This is a genomic window from Salmonella sp. NW645 (genome assembly GCF_051703725.1).
In the GTDB taxonomy this organism is placed as follows: domain Bacteria; phylum Pseudomonadota; class Gammaproteobacteria; order Enterobacterales; family Enterobacteriaceae; genus Salmonella; species Salmonella enterica.
Genome location: NZ_JAMMKR010000004.1, coordinates 439,478 through 459,992 on the forward strand (window position 1 = coordinate 439,478; position 20,515 = coordinate 459,992).

The 20,515-nt window shown below is 52.2% G+C and carries 16 protein-coding genes; 3 read left to right on the forward strand and 13 right to left on the reverse strand.

Annotation, left to right across the window (positions count from 1 at the left end):
- Positions 1-197: 197 nt before the first annotated feature.
- The 13 genes from kdsB to NA389_RS11805 form a co-directional block, all read right to left on the reverse strand.
- Complete coding sequence (gene kdsB, locus NA389_RS11745; RefSeq protein ID WP_000011578.1) at positions 198-944, reverse strand: 3-deoxy-manno-octulosonate cytidylyltransferase; 747 nt, start codon at positions 942-944, stop codon at positions 198-200.
- Complete coding sequence (ycaR, locus tag NA389_RS11750) at positions 941-1,123, reverse strand: protein YcaR (RefSeq protein ID WP_000350055.1); 183 nt, start codon at positions 1,121-1,123, stop codon at positions 941-943. The genes kdsB and ycaR overlap by 4 nt, the downstream gene beginning before the upstream one ends.
- Positions 1,124-1,174: 51 nt before the next feature.
- Entirely contained in the window at positions 1,175-2,407 is a 1,233-nt protein-coding gene (locus NA389_RS11755; protein WP_000059524.1) for a winged helix-turn-helix domain-containing protein, read from the reverse strand.
- Between the two features lie 43 nt (positions 2,408-2,450).
- The gene (gene lpxK / locus NA389_RS11760) at positions 2,451-3,428 is read right to left on the reverse strand and encodes a tetraacyldisaccharide 4'-kinase (RefSeq protein WP_000561674.1); all 978 of its coding nucleotides are present in this window, start codon (positions 3,426-3,428) and stop codon (positions 2,451-2,453) included.
- Complete coding sequence (msbA, locus tag NA389_RS11765; RefSeq protein ID WP_000551246.1) at positions 3,425-5,173, reverse strand: lipid A ABC transporter ATP-binding protein/permease MsbA; 1,749 nt, start codon at positions 5,171-5,173, stop codon at positions 3,425-3,427. Before msbA ends, lpxK begins: the two co-directional genes overlap by 4 nt.
- Positions 5,174-5,209: 36 nt before the next feature.
- A complete protein-coding gene (locus NA389_RS11770) occupies positions 5,210-7,474 on the reverse strand; it encodes a ComEC family protein (protein WP_000705788.1) in 2,265 nt (754 codons plus the stop codon).
- 229 nt (positions 7,475-7,703) lie between these two features.
- Positions 7,704-7,988 (reverse strand): integration host factor subunit beta, encoded by a 285-nt coding sequence (ihfB, locus tag NA389_RS11775; protein WP_000167332.1) that lies wholly within the window; start codon positions 7,986-7,988, stop codon positions 7,704-7,706.
- A 155-nt stretch (positions 7,989-8,143) separates the two neighbouring features.
- Complete coding sequence (gene rpsA, locus NA389_RS11780; RefSeq protein ID WP_000140324.1) at positions 8,144-9,817, reverse strand: 30S ribosomal protein S1; 1,674 nt, start codon at positions 9,815-9,817, stop codon at positions 8,144-8,146.
- 113 nt (positions 9,818-9,930) lie between these two features.
- Entirely contained in the window at positions 9,931-10,614 is a 684-nt protein-coding gene (gene cmk / locus NA389_RS11785; protein ID WP_000125007.1) for a (d)CMP kinase, read from the reverse strand.
- Positions 10,615-10,786: 172 nt separating this feature from the next.
- Positions 10,787-11,548, reverse strand: a complete 762-nt coding sequence (locus NA389_RS11790) for a M48 family metallopeptidase (RefSeq protein WP_000792301.1) — start codon at positions 11,546-11,548, stop codon at positions 10,787-10,789.
- A 143-nt stretch (positions 11,549-11,691) separates the two neighbouring features.
- Positions 11,692-12,975, reverse strand: a complete 1,284-nt coding sequence (gene aroA, locus NA389_RS11795) for a 3-phosphoshikimate 1-carboxyvinyltransferase (RefSeq protein WP_000445193.1) — start codon at positions 12,973-12,975, stop codon at positions 11,692-11,694.
- A 70-nt stretch (positions 12,976-13,045) separates the two neighbouring features.
- A complete protein-coding gene (gene serC, locus NA389_RS11800) occupies positions 13,046-14,134 on the reverse strand; it encodes a 3-phosphoserine/phosphohydroxythreonine transaminase (RefSeq protein ID WP_000079586.1) in 1,089 nt (362 codons plus the stop codon).
- A gap of 185 nt (positions 14,135-14,319) precedes the next feature.
- Entirely contained in the window at positions 14,320-15,012 is a 693-nt protein-coding gene (locus tag NA389_RS11805; RefSeq protein WP_000642869.1) for a DUF421 domain-containing protein, read from the reverse strand.
- Positions 15,013-15,148: 136 nt separating this feature from the next.
- Between NA389_RS11805 and ycaO the strand changes: the two genes are divergently transcribed.
- The 3 genes from ycaO to pflB all read left to right on the forward strand — a co-directional run bounded on the left by ycaO (position 15,149) and on the right by pflB (position 20,513).
- Positions 15,149-16,909: a 30S ribosomal protein S12 methylthiotransferase accessory factor YcaO gene (ycaO, locus tag NA389_RS11810; protein ID WP_000194822.1), complete on the forward strand. Its 1,761-nt coding sequence runs from the start codon at positions 15,149-15,151 to the stop codon at positions 16,907-16,909.
- A 404-nt stretch (positions 16,910-17,313) separates the two neighbouring features.
- Positions 17,314-18,171 carry a formate transporter FocA gene (focA, locus tag NA389_RS11815; protein WP_000642539.1) on the forward strand — a complete coding sequence of 286 codons (858 nt, stop codon included), beginning with the start codon at positions 17,314-17,316 and terminating at the stop codon, positions 18,169-18,171.
- A 59-nt stretch (positions 18,172-18,230) separates the two neighbouring features.
- Positions 18,231-20,513 carry a formate C-acetyltransferase gene (pflB, locus tag NA389_RS11820; protein ID WP_001292803.1) on the forward strand — a complete coding sequence of 761 codons (2,283 nt, stop codon included), beginning with the start codon at positions 18,231-18,233 and terminating at the stop codon, positions 20,511-20,513.
- Positions 20,514-20,515: the final 2 nt, after the last annotated feature.

Consider the following 20,515-nt stretch of genomic DNA (forward strand, 5'->3'; position numbering starts at 1 on the left):
CATTAGTGCTACTGCTTTAATAATGAGCGTCGTATGGACAGATGTCACCCGTATCAGATCAAGGGAAGAAAAGAAAAATGAGGAAAATCGTAACGGTACGAGAAAACCGCCACTGATGAGCAAACGTGAGTATTCATCTTTGCGCTATCATACCGCGCTGTTCATGACCGTCTAAGACGATCATGAACAGGATCATGTTAACGCATTTCAGCGCGCACGCGCTCCAGGTCGTCGGCGGTGTCTACGCCCGTGCCGGGCACCGCTTTGGCGACGGCGACATGAATTTTTTCGCCGTACCACAGCACACGGAGTTGCTCCAGCATTTCAATATGTTCCAGCGGGCTGGGTTGCCAGCTCACGTAACGGCGGATAAAACCCGCGCGATAGCCGTAAATGCCCAGATGGCGCAGGCAAGTATCCCCTACCGTTTCCATACTTTTTGCAAAGCGGTCGCGATCCCAGGGAATCGTCGCCCGGGAAAAGTAAAGCGCATAGCCTTCGGCATCCAACACGACTTTTACCGCATTCGGGTTAAACGCTTCTTCGGCGCTGTGAATCGGCACCGCCAGCGTCGCCATGCCAACCTGGCGCTGCGCCAGATTTTCCGCGACCTGGCGAATAATAACCGCCGGGATCATCGGCTCATCGCCCTGAACGTTCACAATAACGGTATCGTCGCTGAATCCGCACTTCTCTACCACTTCCGCCAACCGTTCGGTGCCGGACTGGTGATCGGCGCGCGTCATGCACACTTCGCCGCCAGCCGCTTCTACCGCACGAGCCACGTCTTCATGATCGGTCGCGACAATAATGCGTTCCGCGCCAGATTCACGCGCCCGCTCCAGGACATGAACAATCATGGGCTTACCATTAATATCCACTAATGGTTTGCCTGGCAGTCGGGTAGATGAAAAACGGGCCGGAATGATGACGACGAAACTCATGATTTACTCTCATCAGATGTCAGGGCGCGAGCTTCATTTTCCAGCAATACAGGAATGCCGTCGCGTAACGGGAAAGCGAGATTATCCAGTTTGCAAATTAATTCTTGCTTTTCCTGGTTATACCAGAGTTTGCCGTTACATACCGGGCAGGCGATGATTTCAAGCAGACGATGATCCATAGTTCCTCCAGATGGACCGGATTGTGAATCCTTCAATATTAACATAATCGGTTATGATGCAGGGTCTATTTCCCAGCCATGACGCATGGCGCTAAACAGGCCTGGCGGACATTGTCCCAGCGTCACGCGCGATGCCCGTTGCCAGGCAGCAAACGCGCTAATAGCCTGCCAGATTCCTTTTTGCAGACTAACGCCAGGGCGGATATCGTCCTCCAGATACAGCGAGATAACCTCAAGCACCCCCGTTTTACGGTGCATTTTGGCATCCATTCGCCCGACTAAACGGCCCTGGTATAATAGCGGCAGCACAAAATAACCGTACTGGCGCTTCGCCGCAGGCGTATAACATTCCAGCCGATAGTTAAATCCGAAAAGCTGCGCTGCCCGCTTGCGATCCCATACCACAGGATCGAAAGGCGACAGCACTGCGCTATGGGTCGCCTTTAAGGCGTTATTTAGCGCCGGTTCAAGCTGCGAAAGAAGATCGGCATGAAGCCACATCCGCCCCAACGTTTCCACCTCGACCGGAATAATCTGCTGCTGTTCCGCCCGGCTCTCCCGCCATCCCTTCAGGTCAGGACGTTTCAGGCGGTAGTAATCCGCCAGCCACTGTTCACGGAAAATCCCCAGACTGCGCGCGCTATTATCCAGCATCAGGCTTTCCGCCTGCGACTGTGACAGTCCATCGCGTCCATCATCCCAGTGCGGCATCACACGGGGCGTTAAATCATATACACGTTGAAAATTACGCCGCTCAACAACCATGACTTTTCCGGCGGTAAATAAACCCTCAAGGTGGCGTTTATGTGGTTTCCATTCCCACCAGCCGCTGACGCCTTTCCGCGCATGTTCAAAATCGGCAGAACGCACCGGACCGTGCTCCTGAATATGCCGCACTAGCTGTTCTATTTCTTCCGCGTGCTCATGCATCCATGCCGCGCGATATTTCCAGCCCATCTTTTCCGGCGACAGCATACGATGGCGGATAAGTTTAAAGTCGCGGCGTGGTAAGAAACAGGCCTCATGCGCCCAGTATTCCATTAACTCGCCGCGTCGCAGCGCCTCATCCAGCCAGGCCTGCGGGTACGAACCGAGACGGCTAAACAGCACCAGATAGGGGCTACGTGCGACAACATTGATGGTATCAATTTGCAGCAACGCCATGCGTGAGATGGCGGCAAGAACATCGCCAGGCAGCGCGTTACGGCGCGGCTTTTTCAATAGCCCCTGCGCAGCAAGGTGAAGACAACGGGCCTGGGAAAGAGAAAGGTACGACAATGACATTCATGACTCCATAAATTCATCACTGCCGCAGCATTGGGGTACGCTAGCGAACCAGCGAGGTGATATGTTCAAGCAACTTATCAGGCTGCTCACCGGACAAACGCGCATCAACCGGTAAGAACCACCAGTTATCTTCGGCAAAAGCACGGCATTTCACCGCGTCTTTTTCCGTCATAACCAGGGTCTGCCCTTCACCGACCAACGCCTGAACGTCAGCAGGGGCGAGCGTTTGATGATCGGCCAGCGGGACGCACTTTTGCGGATGCGCGCCACAGGCTTCCAGCGTCGCGAAAAATCGCGGCGGATGACCGATGCCCGCCATCGCCACAATATTGCTCAGTTGCGCCACATCGCAACGCGCTCCCGTACGTAAGTTCACCGCCAGTCCAGGCGTTAGCTGCATGGGGATTTCGCCCGCCCGGGCGACGCCGCCATTCACGATAGCGGCATCCACGGTTTTCAGGCGACTGGCGCGTTCGCGCATAGGACCGGCAGGAAGCCACCAGCCGTTGCCAAAACGGCGCACGCCGTCAATCACCACAATTTCAATATCTCGCGCTAGTCGGTAATGCTGCAACCCATCGTCGGTGATAATAATCTGCACATTATGCGCCGCCAGAATCGCTTTCACCGCCGCGGCGCGTTCAGGCGCCACCGCGACAGGCGCGCCGGTCCGTTGATAAATCAATACCGGTTCATCTCCCGCTTCTGCGGTTGTCGTCTCCGGCGTCAGGAGCAGCGGATAAGCGGCAGCTTTCCCGCCGTAGCCGCGGGAAACGATCCCCACGCGCACGCCACGCTGTTGCAGCTTTTCCACCAGCCAAATGACTACGGGTGTTTTACCGTTACCGCCAGCCGTAAGATTCCCTACTACAACCACCGGTACCGGCGCTCGCCAGGCGCGTTTAAAACCAAGCTTATAGCTCAGACGAATCGCCCCGCTCACCAGGCCATACAGCCAGGAGAGCGGCAGCAGTAACCGCCATAGCGGGGATTCACCAGACCAGATACGCGCAATCATTGGCCAAATTGCATCTTATGTAGCTGGGCGTAAACGCCGTGTTGCGCCAGCAGCTCGCTATGAGTGCCGCGCTCAACGATAATGCCGTCTTCGACCACAACGATCTCATCCGCCTGTTCGATGGTGGAGAGACGATGCGCAATCACCAGAGAGGTACGGTTTTTCTGCAGCTCATCCAACGCTGCCTGAATCGCACGTTCAGATTCGGTATCCAGCGCAGACGTAGCTTCATCAAGGATCAGAATCGGACTGTCGCGCAGTAAGGCGCGGGCAATCGCGATACGCTGGCGTTGACCGCCGGAAAGCAGTACGCCGTTTTCGCCGATGATGGTATCCAGGCCATTATCCATCTTGTTGATAAAGTCCATGGCATAGGCCATGCGCGCCGCCTCTTCAATCTGCTCGCGGCTATATTCTTCCGTCCGGGCATAAGCAATGTTATTGGCGACCGTGTCGTTAAACAGATGCACGTTTTGCGAAACCAGCGCCACCTGATTACGTAGAGAGGCCAGAGTGTATTCGCGTAGATCGTGACCATCCATGAGGATGTGTCCTTCATCAATATCGTAGAAACGGGTGATCAGACTGGCGATAGTTGATTTACCCGATCCGGAACGCCCCACCAGCGCCACGGTTTTCCCGGCAGGAATTTTCAAATTGATGTTACGCAATGCCGGCACTTCACGGCCCGGGTAAGTAAACGTCACATTGCGGAATTCGAGATCGCCGGTCGCGCGGTCAATGACACGTTTACCTTCATCTTTCTCCTGTTCGCTATCCAGAATCGCAAACAACGTTTGACAAGCCGCCATCCCACGCTGGAACTGCGCGTTAACGTTTGTCAGCGATTTTAATGGACGCATCAGCGCGATCATGGAGGAGAACACCACGGTGATGGTCCCAGCCGTCAGGCTATCCATTACGCTTGGGAAGCTCGCAGCATAGAGAACAAACGCCAGCGCCAGCGAGGCAATGAGCTGAATGATAGGATCGGAAATTGACGAGGCAGAGACCATTTTCATGCCTTGCAGTCGCATCTTATTGCTGACTTTATCAAAGCGTTTAGTTTCGACTTCCTGACCGCCAAAAATCAGTACCTCTTTGTGTCCTTTCAGCATTTGTTCAGCGCTGGTAGTCACTTGTCCCATCGTGTTCTGCATATTTTTACTGATGCTGCGGAACCGCTTTGAGACAACGCGAATCGCAATCGACACAATCGGCGCTAAAACAACCAGGATGATCGACAACTGCCAGCTGTAATAGAACATCATGATAAACAATCCGATGATCGATGCCCCTTCACGCACCACGGTAATCAGCGCGCCAGATGAAGAAGAGGCAACCTGTTCTGAATCGTATGTAATACGCGACAGCAGCGTACCGGTAGACTGTTTATCAAAAAAGGCGACGGGCATTCCCATCATATGGCCAAACAGGCGACGGCGCATGGTCATTACCACCTTGCCTGACACCCATGAAATACAGTAGCTGGAGATATAGCTAGTGATGCCTCGTAATATCATCAGCCCAATAACCACCAGCGGCATCCACAGCAACACTGAGCGATCCGTTTTACCGAAACCATCATCCAGTAATGGCTTGAGGAGCGATAGCATGAAGGTATCGCTGGCTGCGTTGAGAATTAACGCTATGCCCGCCACGATCAGACCTGCTTTAAAAGGCGCTATGGTTGGCCACAGTCGGCGGAAGGTCTGCCACGTAGAGAGATCTTTATCGTTATGCATTCAAAAAACCAGCATTTGTTGAAATAGCCGCATATTCTACCCGTTATCCTCGGACACGCCAAACCACTGATGATACCAGCGAGGTAAAATTTGATCCCGCAAGCCTTGTATGCGCCAGCCCTGCGGAGAAAACCGCAGCGAAATTTGCCCCTGGTGGGGTGTATCAAACCACAGATACGCCTGTTGTCGGTAGCGCTGTTTTACCTTGCGGGACGGCAGCCGCCATGCGTTATAGCGCGATGCGGACGCCAGCGCCGCTTCACCATGTACGCGCTGAATAAATGGTAGCGACGACGACGTATTACTACCATGATGCGGCACCTGGATAAACGTCGCCGCAAGATGTCGCCAGTAACGACTTAGCATTTTTTGTTCAGCGCCCGCTTCAATATCGCCCGTGAGCAGGATGCTATGTACACCGTCATCCACTTTGACCACACAAGAACGGTTATTTCCTCGATCGGCACTTTCGCGTAACGGCCAGTGCGCCTGAAACGTTAGCCCCTGCCATTGCCACTGCTCGCCGCGAAAACAGGGCAAATGTCCCTGCCAGCCTAACGGGCTGCGAATCCACATTGACGGCCAGACCTGCTGTAGCGAACGCAGCCCGCCCCGATGATCCAGATGCTCATGACTCAAAATAACGCCCTCCGTCGTCAGATTATGCCAGCGCAACCAGGGAATAATAACCTGTTGCCCGCTGTCGCCCTCCGGCCATGCCCGACCGGTATCGTAGAGTATTACTTTATCGCCCCTGACGATCGCTATCGCCAGCCCCTGACCGACATCCAGCATATGCACCTGCCATCCGCTGGCGTTTATCGGCCGCCAGAGTGGCCAGCTCATCAACAATAACCCGCATAAACAAACCGCCGGCCAGGTACGCCAGACGTTTAATCGCCACGCGATAAGCGTTAGCCAGGGTAAAAGCGTCAGCCACTGCCAACGGTTATCAATATTCACCCAGCCCTGCGGTAAAGCATTCAACAGGTAAAATAGCGCGGCTAGCGCGCGATCGGTCAGGTACCATACCCACTCTTCAAGAAAAAACGGCCCGGTTAAATGCAGAATCATTCCCGCCAGGATGAGTGGAACCGTCACAAATGTGACCCAGGGTACGGCAAAAAGATTCGCCAGCATTGCGGTAACGCTTATGCCATGAAAAAGCGCCACCTGGAGAGGCAAAAGCAGAAGTGTAATGCCTGCCTGTAGGTGAAGCAGGTTAAGCAACCAGCGTACGCCCCGTGGAAAATTTCCGTTTGGCGCAGGAAACCACTGATACCAGAATAACAGGCCGGCAACTGCAAATGCTGACAGCCAAAGACTTTGTGATATAACCGCCACAGGATCGGCGAAAATAATCGCGGCCAGACAGCAGCACCAGACTTGCCAGCCGCTCCACTGTCGTCCGCTTAATTTTAATCCTCCCCAGACGCTCAGTGCCGCCACCGTGCGCAGCGCAGGCGGTTGTAAGCCGGTAAGCCAGGCATAACATATCGCGCAAAGAATGCCGCCCAGCAATGGCGTCTGCCAACGAATCCATCTGACCGGCAAAAAGAATTGTCCGCCACGGATTAATCCGGCAGCCAATAACGCGGCAAAAGCGATATGCAGGCCGGAAATCGCCATCAAATGGGCCGTCCCCGTATCGCGCATAACGGCCTTCACCTCCTGCGACACCGCTCCCCGCTCCCCCATTCCCAACGCCAGAATAACCTGCTGCCACGGATAAGGCGCAAGCGTAGCGCGAAGCGAAGCAAGATAGCGCCCTCGCAAGCTACACTCAGGGTTAATCGCTTTAGCCTGTAGAAAACGCCCGGTCAACGGTTGATGCTGCGCCAGCGCGTAACGTTGGCTATCAAAACCGCCTTCGTTAAGCTGTCCGTGTACCGCTCTGACCTTCAGCGTCATCGCCCACTGTTGCCCGGCACACACTTCCGTGGGTAAGTACTGGCCATGCAGGACAATCCCTACAGCAGGAAAGAGCGGCTTTCCGCGCAAATGGGTGATTCGCCCATAATGAGTGGTCATATGATCGGTGGCAGTAATGACGACTGTCGCCTCCTGCGTCGCGGCGGGCAGGACGTTTCCCGCCCAGATGGCCTGCCTGGCGGCAAATATCCCCCACATGAAAAAGAGCAAAGTTAATGCCGCGTAGCGCGCATAGTGATGGGGTATGAGGCAAAGCAAACATGCCAGACAAAACAGCACCGCGAGAATCCACGTGTCAGGTAATACTGGCAATATCATGAGCGGAAGTATGCCGCATACTACGCATACGCTGACCGTCGTTATCTTCATAGACACCTCCCTGTGCGGGAAAGTGTGCAGGTTCAGGACGCCATTGTCTGGAGGGGATTTTGTACTATACGGCGCGGATTCCAGGTTTTTTACCTGATAAATGTAAGACGCAGCAAAAAATGCGAAACGTTTTCCAGTTTTCGGTCGAATAGCGTTTGCGCCTGACGGCGTATAAATGAAAAAAGCACCCTGACGGTGCTTTTTTCGGGTTCAAGTTTTGCGTTAAAACTTAACCGTAAATATTGGCGCGATCGCGCAGTTCTTTACCCGGTTTAAAGTGAGGAACGTATTTTCCTTCCAGTTCCACTTTATCGCCGGTCTTGGGGTTACGTCCGGTACGAGGCGCGCGGTAATGCAAAGAAAAACTGCCGAAACCGCGGATTTCAATACGCTCGCCCTGCGCAAGAGTCGAGGCCATATGCTCCAGCATCTCTTTTACCGCGTCTTCAACCGCCTTAGCGGGAATGTGAGATTGCTGGGTTGCAAGTCTTTCAATCAATTCTGACTTGGTCATGATTCCTCCGGTTCCTTAAAGGCAAATTGGCTGCAGCCGTGAGATTGATTAAGGGCGGCCGCAGCCGCCCTTAGTGCTTGATTACAGGCCGAAACCTGCAATCTGTCAAGTAATCTCGTTATACTTCGGACTAAAAGGCCCGAAGTTTCAGAGGATTACTCGCCTTTAGCTGCTTTGAATGCTTCAGCCATTGCGTTGTTAGAGAAGTTTGCATCTTCCTGTTTGTTAACAGTTGCGATGGCATCTTTCTCGTCAGCTTCGTCTTTCGCACGAACAGACAGGCTGATTGCGCGGTTTTTACGATCAACGCCGGTGAATTTAGCTTCAACGTCGTCGCCAACGCTCAGAACCAGAGTCGCATCTTCAACGCGGTCACGGGATGCTTCAGAAGCACGCAGGTAACCTTCAACGCCGTCAGCCAGTTCTACGGTTGCGCCTTTAGCGTCAACTGCAGTGACTTTACCGGTTACGATAGCGCCTTTCTTGTTCAGAGCAACCCAGTTGTTGAACGGATCTTCTGCGAGCTGTTTAACGCCCAGGGAGATACGTTCACGTTCTGCGTCAACCTGCAGAACAACTGCAGCGATTTCGTCGCCTTTTTTGTATTCACGAACTGCTTCTTCGCCTGCAACGTTCCAGGAGATGTCAGACAGGTGAACCAGGCCGTCGATGCCGCCGTCCAGGCCGATGAAGATACCGAAGTCAGTGATAGACTTGATTTTACCTTCAACGCGGTCGCCCTTGTTGTGGGTTTCTGCGAACTGCTGCCACGGGTTAGATTTGCACTGCTTCAGACCCAGGGAGATACGACGACGTTCTTCGTCGATATCCAGAACCATTACTTCCACTACGTCGCCAACGTTAACTACTTTGGACGGGTGGATGTTTTTGTTGGTCCAGTCCATTTCGGAAACGTGAACCAGGCCTTCAACGCCTTCTTCGATTTCAACGAAGCAGCCGTAGTCGGTCAGGTTGGTCACGCGACCGGTCAGTTTGGTACCTTCCGGATAACGTTTAGCGATAGCAACCCACGGATCTTCGCCCAGCTGTTTCAGGCCCAGGGATACACGGGTACGCTCGCGGTCGAATTTCAGCACTTTCACGTTGATTTCGTCGCCAACGTTCACGATTTCGCTCGGATGCTTAACGCGTTTCCAGGCCATATCAGTGATGTGCAGCAGGCCGTCAACGCCGCCCAGATCAACGAATGCACCGTAGTCAGTGAGGTTCTTAACGATACCTTTAACTTCCATGCCTTCCTGCAGGTTTTCCAGCAGCTGATCGCGTTCTGCGCTGTTTTCGGATTCGATAACGGCACGACGAGAAACCACAACGTTGTTACGTTTCTGGTCCAGCTTGATTACTTTGAATTCAAGCTCTTTGCCTTCCAGGTGCAGAGTGTCACGCACCGGACGAACGTCTACCAGAGAACCCGGCAGGAACGCGCGAATACCGTTCAGCTCAACAGTGAAGCCACCCTTAACTTTGCCGTTGATAACACCGGTAACAGTTTCAGCATCTTCGTAAGCTTTTTCCAGCGTGATCCATGCTTCGTGACGTTTAGCTTTCTCACGAGAGAGCAGAGTTTCACCGAAGCCGTCTTCTACTGCATCCAGAGCAACGTCAACTTCGTCACCAACCTGGATTTCCAGTTCGCCCTGGGCGTTTTTGAACTGCTCAGCCGGAATGGCGGACTCAGATTTCAGACCGGCGTCAACCAGTACTACGTCTTTGTCGATAGCAACAACAACACCACGAACGATGGAACCCGGGCGGGTTTCGATTTCTTTTAAGGATTCTTCAAAGAGTTGAGCAAAAGATTCAGTCATGTTTAATCTTCAGGTTTCATATTTAACGTCCACCTGGCTCCGTGCCGGATGGGGTTGTTTAACATACCCGCTGTCAATCCTTTGCAACGGGGGTACTACAAATTCGGTCGCATTTAAGCGAGAGCCAATTTTTGGCGCGCATATTGTAACGCTTTTTCAATCACTTGCTCAATGCTTAATCGGGTAGAATCCAAAACTAATGCATCAGCAGCAGGAACTAACGGCGCTACAGCGCGATTACGATCGCGATCGTCGCGTTCCTTGATCTCGGCCAAAAGGCGTTCAAAGTTAACACTAAAGCCATTCTCCTGCAACTGTAGCATACGTCGATGCGCACGTTCCTCCGAGGAGGCGTCAAGGAAAATTTTTACCGGCGCATCCGGGAAGACCACGGTCCCCATATCGCGTCCATCGGCGATTAAACCAGGCGCTTCGCGGAATGCACGTTGGCGGCGAAGAAGCGCTTCGCGCACGCGTGGGAATGCCGCCACCTGGGATGCCGCGTTCGCGACTTCCTGCGTACGGATTTCGCCGCTAACGTCCTCGCCTTCCAGGATAACTTCCAGGTTGCCGTCCGTTGAGACGAAACGCACGTCCAGATGGGACGCCAGCGGCACCAGCGCATCTTCAGAGGCGAGATCGACATGGTGGTGCAATGCCGCCAGCGCCAATACGCGGTATATCGCGCCGGAATCCAGCAGATGCCATTGCAATGCTTCCGCCATTGCTTTGCACAAGGTGCCTTTACCTGCACCGCTTGGGCCATCAATGGTTATTACCGGGGCAATTGCCGTCATCTTTATCTCCTTAAACAGGCGTACCGTTAACGTAAACGCCGCGCATTATACGCGCCAACGCTCGCGACCGTTAACGTTGCGTGCAAAAACCAGTTTTGTCTGTAATCAGATGCGGAATAATTGCGCAATTATAGCGGGCCGGCGAGAAACCAGCCCGAAAGATGACAATGATTTACTTTTTATCTTCGGCAATTCTGTCGCGCATATGCTGCGCGCGATCGGCTGAGGCCGGGTGGGAGTCCATCAATGATTTTGCATGACCTGCGTCCATTGTGGCGAATTTATCGAATGCCGTGACTAAGCCCTGGGTGTTAATCCCGCGTTTTTTCAGCAGATCGTAAGAGAAGTCATCCGCATCCGACTCCTGACTGCGAGAAAACGCCGAATTGATTACGCCTTCCGCCAGATCGCCCAATTGAGACTGGGAAAGCTGCGCTGCGACGCCGCTGGTGGCGGAAATCGCATCGCGAGCCGCCAGCGTGGCATAGGCGGTTTGCATTGCCTTGCGGGAGTGCCCTAAAGAGACATGGCCCAGTTCATGGCCCAGTACGCCTTCAATTTCATTATCGGTCATCAGATCCATCAGGCCGGAGTATACGCGAACGCAACCGTTCGCCATCGCCCATGCGTTGATATCGCTGGTCATATAGACTTTATAGCTAACCGGCGTACCGTCAATGTTGTTACCCAGCGCTTTAGCGATTTTGCTCAGACGTTTGGTGTATTTGCTTTTCGAACCTGCCAGTTGATTCTCGCTGTCCATTTGTTTACAGGCATTATTAGATAATGCCTTAACATCCGCATCGGACAGTGTGGCGGCTTTGTAGGCTGACATGCCGGAACTGGCGATTAAATTGCCATTCACGCCATTTTTACATCCTGCCAGTAGCGTAGCGGAAATCGCCACCGCCAGTAATAATGATTTATTTTTCATACTAATCTTCCGTTGATAACTATTATAAAAAACACATAAATCAATGTGTTAAATCATCAACAAATTAGCATTAGTCATAATTGTAAAAATAGTGCGAATGCGGACCTTGATGCGCCAGCCTGTCGACTGGCGCAACAGAAGGATTAGGCAGGCGTACTCATCCGCGCCAGTTGTTCGAAATAATCAGGGAACGTTTTTGCGGTACATTTCGGGTCCAGGATCGTGACTGGCGTATCGGACAGTGCGACCAGTGAGAAGCACATCGCCATACGGTGGTCGTTGTACGTGCCAATATCCGCGTGATGGAGCTTCGCCGGCGGCGTGATACGAATATAGTCGTGCCCTTCTTCGACTTCAGCGCCCACTTTACGTAGCTCGGTCGCCATCGCGAACAGGCGATCGGTTTCTTTCACTCGCCAGTTATAAATATTGCGCAACGTCGTGGTTCCTTTCGCAAACAGCGCCGTGGTGGCAATCGTCATCGCCGCATCCGGAATATGGTTCATATCCATATCTATGGCGTGCAATTCGCCGCGCGTGCAGGCAATAAAATCATCGCCCCAGGTAATGGTCGCGCCCATTTTCTCCAGCACATCGGCAAAACGAATATCGCCCTGCATACTTTTGCGGCCAATTCCGGTCACTTTTACCGTGCCGCCTTTTATCGCCCCGGCGGCGAGAAAATAGGACGCTGACGAGGCATCGCCCTCGACCAGATAGCGACCTGGAGAGTGATACTGTTGACCGCCCTTCACGACAAATTGTTGGTAGTGATGGTTCGTTATCTCCACGCCAAAGGTTTTCATTAAATTTAGCGTGATATCGATGTAAGGCTTTGATACCAGTTCGCCTTTAACGCGAATAGTTGTGTCTTCAGGCGCCAGCGGCGCCGTCATCAGCAAAGCGGTCAGGAACTGGCTGGAAACGCTACCATCAACCTCAATCTCGCCGCCGGTAAAACCGCCGCGCAGACGCAGGGGCGGATAGTTTTCCTGCTCCAGGTAATCAATATTCGCCCCGCCCTGGCGCAGCGAATCAACCAGATGGCCTATCGGACGCTCTTTCATACGCGGTTCGCCGGTTAACACTATCTCATTTTGCCCCAGACATAGCGCTGCCGCTAACGGACGCATCGCGGTTCCGGCATTACCGAGAAACAGTTCCAGAGCGCCTGGCGCACGTAATGCGCCGCCATTACCCGTGATATCACAGCGGGTGCGATCGGCAGAAAGGGTGTAATTGATCCCCAACGCGCTCAGGGCATTGAGCATATGGCGGACGTCATCGCTATCCAGCAGATTCGTCAGAACGGTTTTACCACAAGCTAAAGCCGCCAGGAGCAAAGCACGGTTTGAAACACTTTTGGAGCCAGGTAAATTAATGGCGCCATCGACCCGCGCGATGGGTTGTAACGTCAGGGATTCCATGAAACTCAACTCTCAAAAAACAGAAATAAAAACCCCACAGACTGGCCGTGGGGATGAAAAAAGAAATGTATTAGCCGTGGCGACGCTCAAAATCGATCATGAAATCGGTCAGCGCTTTCACCCCTTCAATCGGCATGGCGTTATAGATAGAGGCGCGCATACCACCAACAACACGGTGCCCTTTTAAGGCGTGCAGACCGGCGGCGAAAGACTCTTCCAGAAAGACCTTGTCCAGCGCATTGTCCGCTAACTGGAACGGAACGTTCATCCGCGAACGGTTGGCCTGTGCGACATCGTTACGGTAGAAATCGCTGTTATCAATCACACCGTACAGCAACTCCGCTTTCTGCTGATTGATTTTGTGCATCGCCGCCACGCCGCCCTGCGCTTTCAACCATTTGAATACCAGACCGGAAAGATACCAGGCGAAAGTCGGCGGCGTATTAAACATCGAGTCGTTATCATTCAGGACGGTGTAGTCGAGGATGGACGGGCAGCTCTCATGCGCCTTGCCTAACAGATCCTCCCGGACGATAACCAGCGTCAGTCCTGCCGGACCGATATTCTTCTGCGCGCCAGCATAAATTACGCCATAGCGAGAGATATCCAGCGGCGCAGACAGGATGGTAGAAGAAAAGTCCGCCGTGACGACCACCTCCGGGCCAAAATCAGGCGTTTCATCAATGGCGATGCCGTCAATGGTCTCATTCGGGCAATAGTGTAAATAAGCGGCGTTATCGGAAAGCTGCCACTCGCGCATCGGTTTTACGGCACGTTTGCCGTCAACGGTGATTTTGGCGTCGATAATCTGCGGCGCACAGTATTTTTTGGCTTCTTTGATGGCGCTCGCCGCCCAGTAACCAGCATCGACATAATCCGCCGTGGTTTTATCGCCCAGCAGATTGAGCGGCACGCCAGCAAACTGCCCGCGACCGCCGCCGTGACAAAATAAAACTTTATAGTTGGAGGGGATATTAAGGAGATCGCGAAAATCCTGCTCCGCTTCTTCAGCGACCTGGATAAACTCTTTGCCTCGATGGCTAATTTCCATTACCGACGTACCAAGACCGTGCCAGTCACGCAGTTCCTGTTGCGCCAGTTTAAGTACTTCCGCCGGTAGCATCGCCGGACCTGAACTAAAATTAAAGACCTGAGCCATTTCCCCTCACCACGCTGCATTGTTTCCTGCCTGACAGACATCAGGCAAACGTTATTCATGTGAATATCGGTTTTATCATTCAGTGACACGCGCCGCAATGGGTAAAACAATGCGAGGAGAAAATGCGGCATGCGTCACACAACAGAATCTTCCGGATTAACCGTATAAATCCGATATTTTCGCTGTTAAACAACGCGTTTAGCCCGGCTTGCCTTCGTCCATTCTGGATTTGCGCAGCGCGGACATAATTGCTTTTTCCCGACGTTCATGCGTATCACTTCACTGCAACGTACGCAGGCATAGTCGCCAGCCTCCGGCGCCACGATAAAGCGTGGCGTACAGTGCTCAGGAAGAATGCTTAACCCCGGCTTAACGTCTTTATTTTCAAAGAAATAGACGCTGATTTGTCCGTTTGTCTCCAGGATGGCCAGTCTGACCTGCCCCAGTTGCTCAACGCCATTCAAGCGAAGCTCCATAAAAAACTCAAACTCCGTCATGTTCGAGCGCTGCAGTTTTTCCCACGCCAGTTCGCCGTCTTCAACAATGACCACCGACTTGCCTTCCAGCAGATCTTCCAACTTTTCACTATGCGCCATCAGCCACATGACCAGGCGATAGAGCAGCGCCAGGGTGATGAATACCACCAGAACAGGGAGCATCGGAACGTCATCATAAAACGCGACGTCGCCTGCCGCCGACCCCAATGTCAAAATGATCAGCACTTCAAAAAGCGACATTTGCCGTACGCCGCGTCGTCCTGTAACCTTTAAGAAAAGAAACACCAGAACAAAGGTGTAAAAGCTACGTAGCGCCACTTCCCCCAAAAACGCTACCGGCACGTTATCCAGCGCCATTCGTTGCAAATCAAATGCTTTCATTTTTTATGCTCTTCCTGTGAATTCCAGTGTAAAAGCATAGCCAATACTTTTATTTCCGCCGATGTCCCGGCGAGATAGCGCCCGTCACATAAAACCCGTATCATTGCGCGCTTTCCGTACGACAAAAGTGATTTTCATGACGCAAACATTTATTCCCGGCAAAGACGCCGCGCTGGAAGACTCCATCGCCCGCTTCCAGCAAAAGTTACTCGACCTCGGCTTTCACATCGAAGAGGCCTCCTGGCTGAACCCGGTGCCAAACGTCTGGTCAGTGCATATTCGCGATAAAGAGTGCGCGTTATGCTTTACCAACGGAAAAGGCGCGACCAAAAAAGCGGCGCTGGCCTCGGCGCTGGGCGAATACTTCGAGCGTCTGTCAACCAACTACTTTTTTGCTGATTTCTGGCTTGGCGAAACGGTCGCCAACGGGCCATTCGTGCATTATCCGAATGAAAAGTGGTTCCCGCTGACTGAAAATGACGACGTACCGGAAGGCTTGCTTGATGCCCGTCTGCGCGCGTTTTACGATCCGGAAAATGAACTCACCGGAAGCCAGTTAATTGATCTTCAGTCCGGCAATGAAGCACGCGGCGTCTGCGGCCTGCCATTTACCCGTCAGTCAGATAACCAGACCGTGTATATTCCGATGAATATTATCGGCAACCTGTATGTCTCTAACGGAATGTCCGCTGGCAATACGCGTAATGAAGCCCGCGTTCAGGGACTGTCGGAAGTCTTCGAGCGCTATGTGAAAAATCGCATCATTGCGGAAAGTATCAGTCTGCCGGAGATTCCCGCAGAGGTGATGGCGCGTTATCCGGCGGTAATGGAGTCAATCGCCACGCTGGAAGCCGAGGGTTTCCCGATTTTCGCCTATGACGGCTCGCTGGGCGGTAAGTATCCGGTTATCTGCGTCGTGCTGTTCAACCCGGCTAACGGTACCTGCTTTGCTTCTTTTGGCGCCCATCCTGACTTTGGCGTTGCGTTGGAACGTACAGTGACCGAACTACTCCAGGGACGCGGTCTGAAAGATCTTGATGTCTTCACCCCGCCAACGTTCGATGATGAAGAAGTCGCGGAGCACACTAATCTGGAGACCCACTTCATCGACTCCAGCGGCCTGATTTCCTGGGATCTGTTCAAACAGGACGCCGATTACCCGTTCACGGACTGGAGTTTTTCCGGCACTACCGAAGAAGAATTCGCCACGCTGATGGCCATCTTTGCTGCTGAAGATAAAGAAGTTTACATTGCCGATTACGAGCATCTCGGCGTATACGCCTGTCGTATTATCGTACCGGGAATGTCTGATATTTATCCTGCCGAAGATCTGTGGCTGGCCAACAACAATATGGGTAGCCATCTTCGTGAGACTCTGCTTTCGCTGCCCGGTAGCGCCTGGAATAAAGAAGACTATCTCAATCTGATTGAACAATTGGATGAAGAAGGTTTTGACGATTTCACCCGCGTGCGTGAACTGTTGGGTCTGGCGACCGGAGCGGACAATGGTTGGTATACACTGCGCGTCGGCGAATTAAAAGCAATGCTAGCGTTAGCGGGCGGCGATTTGGAGCAGGCGCTAATCTGGACAGAATGGACGATGGAGTTCAATTCGTCGGTCTTTAGTCCGGCACGCGCAAACTATTACCGTTGCCTGCAAACGCTGCTGCTCCTGTCGCAAGAAGATGCGCGTCAGCCGCTGCAATATCTCAATGCTTTTATAAAAATGTATGGCGCAGAGGCTGTAGAAGCCGCCAGCGCCGCGCTTAGCGGTGAAGCGGCTTTTTATGGACTACCGGCTGTCGACCACGATCTACAAGCGTTCCCGGCGCATCAGTCCTTGTTAAAAGCGTATGATAAATTACAGCGTGCGAAAGCGGCATACTGGTCAAAATAAGGCCATATGAGTGACTTAGGGTAGGTTTACCCTCTCGGCTGCGTTATATTACGGGGCGCCTTTGCGGCCCCGTTTTATTTATTTTCGCTAAACGGCGAAAAATGTAATAACAAGGTTAAATATTGGTTGTTGATATTAAATTAATTGACATAGTGATGTTACTTTATTTGTTGATTACTCCATATTAATTAACCGTGCAGCAGGAGGAGTCAGGAAAAAATTCAACTCTATTTATAATTTTTAAAATTTATTTTTATTAGGATAATCAAAAAGTTACACCGTAATTGCATAAAAGCCATGCGACTTACGGGCCTATAAGCCAGGCGAGATATGATCTATATCAAATTCTCATCTATAATGCTTTGTTAGTATCTCGTCGCCGACTTAATAAAGAGAGAGTTAGTGTGAAAGCTGACAACCCTTTTGACCTTTTACTCCCTGCAGCAATGGCCAAAGTGGCTGAAGAAGCAGGCGTCTATAAAGCAACGAAACATCCGCTTAAGACTTTCTATCTGGCGATTACCGCCGGCGTATTCATTTCAATTGCCTTTGTTTTTTATATTACTGCGACAACCGGTACTGGCGCGATGCCTTATGGCATGGCGAAACTTATCGGGGGTATCTGTTTCTCTTTGGGACTGATTCTCTGTGTTATTTGCGGCGCTGATCTCTTCACCTCTACTGTTCTGATCGTTGTAGCTAAAGCTAGCGGTCGCATCACCTGGGGGCAACTGGCTAAAAACTGGTTAAACGTCTATTTTGGTAACCTGATTGGCGCTCTGCTTTTCGTGTTACTGATGTGGCTTTCCGGCGAGTATATGACTGCCAACGGTCAATGGGGACTTAACGTCCTGCAAACCGCCGACCACAAAATGCACCACACTTTTATTGAAGCTGTCTGCCTCGGTATTCTGGCGAACCTGATGGTTTGTCTGGCCGTGTGGATGAGCTATTCAGGTCGTAGCCTGATGGACAAAGCGTTCATCATGGTACTGCCCGTCGCCATGTTTGTCGCCAGCGGTTTTGAGCACAGTATCGCAAACATGTTTATGATTCCTATGGGTATTGTAATACGCGATTTCGCTACACCGGAGTTTTGGACCGCAGTCGGTTCGTCTCCGGAAAGTTTTTCTCACCTGACCGTGATGAGCTTCATCACTGATAACCTGATTCCGGTCACGATCGGTAATATTATCGGCGGCGGTTTGTTGGTCGGGTTGACATACTGGGTCATTTACCTGCGTGGTAACGAGCATCATTAATCTGTTGATGCCCATTACACGCAGTAAATAAAAAATCCACTTAAGAAGGTAGGTGTTACATGTCCGAGCTTAATGAAAAGTTAGCCACAGCCTGGGAAGGTTTTACCAAAGGTGACTGGCAGAATGAAGTAAACGTCCGTGACTTCATTCAGAAAAACTACACTCCGTATGAGGGTGACGAGTCCTTCCTGGCTGGCGCTACTGACGCGACCACCAAGCTGTGGGACAGCGTAATGGAAGGCGTTAAACAGGAAAACCGCACTCACGCGCCTGTTGACTTTGACACCTCCGTTGCTTCCACCATCACTTCTCACGACGCTGGCTACATCAACAAAGCGCTTGAGAAAATTGTTGGTCTGCAGACTGAAGCTCCGCTGAAGCGTGCGATTATCCCGTTCGGCGGCATCAAAATGGTTGAAGGTTCCTGCAAAGCGTACAATCGCGAGCTGGACCCAATGCTCAAAAAAATCTTCACCGAATACCGTAAGACCCACAACCAGGGCGTATTCGACGTTTATACTCCGGACATCCTGCGTTGCCGTAAATCTGGCGTTCTGACCGGCCTGCCGGATGCGTATGGCCGTGGCCGTATCATCGGTGACTACCGTCGCGTAGCGCTGTACGGTATCGACTACCTGATGAAAGACAAATTCGCGCAGTTTACGTCTCTGCAATCCGATCTGGAAAACGGCGTAAATCTGGAAGCGACTATCCGTCTGCGTGAAGAAATCGCTGAACAGCACCGCGCTCTGGGTCAGATCAAAGAAATGGCAGCTAAATACGGCTGCGATATCTCTGGCCCGGCGACTAACGCTCAGGAAGCAATCCAGTGGACTTACTTCGGTTACCTGGCTGCGGTTAAATCTCAGAACGGCGCAGCAATGTCCTTCGGTCGTGTATCCACCTTCCTGGATGCGTACATCGAACGTGACCTGAAAGCAGGCAAAATCACCGAGCAAGACGCACAGGAAATGATTGACCACCTGGTCATGAAACTGCGTATGGTTCGCTTCCTGCGTACTCCGGAATATGATGAACTGTTCTCCGGCGACCCGATTTGGGCAACCGAATCTATCGGTGGTATGGGCGTTGACGGCCGTACTCTGGTCACCAAAAACAGCTTCCGCTTCCTGAACACCCTGTACACCATGGGGCCGTCTCCGGAGCCGAACATCACCGTTCTGTGGTCTGAAAAACTGCCGCTGAACTTCAAGAAATTCGCCGCTAAAGTCTCCATCGACACCTCTTCTCTGCAGTACGAGAACGATGACCTGATGCGTCCGGACTTCAACAACGATGACTACGCTATCGCATGCTGCGTAAGCCCGATGATCGTTGGTAAACAAATGCAGTTCTTCGGTGCGCGTGCAAACCTGGCGAAAACCATGCTGTATGCAATCAACGGCGGCGTTGATGAAAAACTGAAAATGCAGGTTGGTCCGAAATCCGAACCGATCAAAGGCGATGTTCTGAACTTCGACGAAGTGATGGATCGCATGGATCACTTCATGGACTGGCTGGCTAAACAGTATGTCACCGCGCTGAACGTTATCCATTACATGCACGACAAGTACAGCTACGAAGCCTCTCTGATGGCGTTGCACGACCGTGACGTTATCCGCACCATGGCGTGTGGTATCGCAGGTCTGTCCGTTGCGGCTGACTCCCTGTCTGCCATCAAATATGCGAAAGTTAAACCGATTCGTGACGAAGATGGTCTGGCTATCGACTTCGAAATCGAAGGCGAATACCCGCAGTTTGGTAACAACGACGCTCGTGTAGATGACATGGCGGTTGACCTGGTAGAACGTTTCATGAAGAAAATTCAGAAACTGACCACCTACCGTGGCGCTATCCCGACGCAGTCTGTTCTGACCATCACTTCTAACGTTGTGTATGGTAAGAAAACTGGTAACACCCCGGATGGTCGTCGTGCTGGCGCGCCGTTCGGACCAGGTGCTAACCCGATGCACGGTCGTGACCAGAAAGGCGCTGTCGCTTCTCTGACCTCCGTTGCTAAACTGCCGTTTGCTTACGCGAAAGATGGTATTTCTTATACCTTCTCTATCGTTCCGAACGCACTGGGTAAAGACGACGAAGTTCGTAAGACTAACCTGGCAGGTCTGATGGATGGTTACTTCCACCACGAAGCGTCCATCGAAGGCGGTCAGCACCTGAACGTCAACGTCATGAACCGTGAAATGCTGCTGGACGCGATGGAACATCCGGAAAAATATCCGCAGCTGACCATCCGTGTATCTGGTTACGCAGTACGTTTTAACTCCCTGACGAAAGAACAGCAGCAGGACGTTATTACTCGTACCTTCACGCAGACCATGTAATG

What these genes read in the sequence shown, in the direction of transcription:
- kdsB (WP_000011578.1), bottom strand. Translation starts at nt 944, where the DNA reads ATGAGTTTCGTCGTCATCATTCCGGCCCGTTTTTCATCTACCCGACTG.
- ycaR (WP_000350055.1), bottom strand. Translation starts at nt 1,123, where the DNA reads ATGGATCATCGTCTGCTTGAAATCATCGCCTGCCCGGTATGTAACGGC.
- NA389_RS11755 (WP_000059524.1), bottom strand. Translation starts at nt 2,407, where the DNA reads ATGTCATTGTCGTACCTTTCTCTTTCCCAGGCCCGTTGTCTTCACCTT.
- lpxK (WP_000561674.1), bottom strand. Translation starts at nt 3,428, where the DNA reads ATGATTGCGCGTATCTGGTCTGGTGAATCCCCGCTATGGCGGTTACTG.
- msbA (WP_000551246.1), bottom strand. Translation starts at nt 5,173, where the DNA reads ATGCATAACGATAAAGATCTCTCTACGTGGCAGACCTTCCGCCGACTG.
- NA389_RS11770 (WP_000705788.1), bottom strand. Translation starts at nt 7,474, where the DNA reads ATGAAGATAACGACGGTCAGCGTATGCGTAGTATGCGGCATACTTCCG.
- ihfB (WP_000167332.1), bottom strand. Translation starts at nt 7,988, where the DNA reads ATGACCAAGTCAGAATTGATTGAAAGACTTGCAACCCAGCAATCTCAC.
- rpsA (WP_000140324.1), bottom strand. Translation starts at nt 9,817, where the DNA reads ATGACTGAATCTTTTGCTCAACTCTTTGAAGAATCCTTAAAAGAAATC.
- cmk (WP_000125007.1), bottom strand. Translation starts at nt 10,614, where the DNA reads ATGACGGCAATTGCCCCGGTAATAACCATTGATGGCCCAAGCGGTGCA.
- NA389_RS11790 (WP_000792301.1), bottom strand. Translation starts at nt 11,548, where the DNA reads ATGAAAAATAAATCATTATTACTGGCGGTGGCGATTTCCGCTACGCTA.
- aroA (WP_000445193.1), bottom strand. Translation starts at nt 12,975, where the DNA reads ATGGAATCCCTGACGTTACAACCCATCGCGCGGGTCGATGGCGCCATT.
- serC (WP_000079586.1), bottom strand. Translation starts at nt 14,134, where the DNA reads ATGGCTCAGGTCTTTAATTTTAGTTCAGGTCCGGCGATGCTACCGGCG.
- NA389_RS11805 (WP_000642869.1), bottom strand. Translation starts at nt 15,012, where the DNA reads ATGAAAGCATTTGATTTGCAACGAATGGCGCTGGATAACGTGCCGGTA.
- ycaO (WP_000194822.1), top strand. Translation starts at nt 15,149, where the DNA reads ATGACGCAAACATTTATTCCCGGCAAAGACGCCGCGCTGGAAGACTCC.
- pflB (WP_001292803.1), top strand. Translation starts at nt 18,231, where the DNA reads ATGTCCGAGCTTAATGAAAAGTTAGCCACAGCCTGGGAAGGTTTTACC.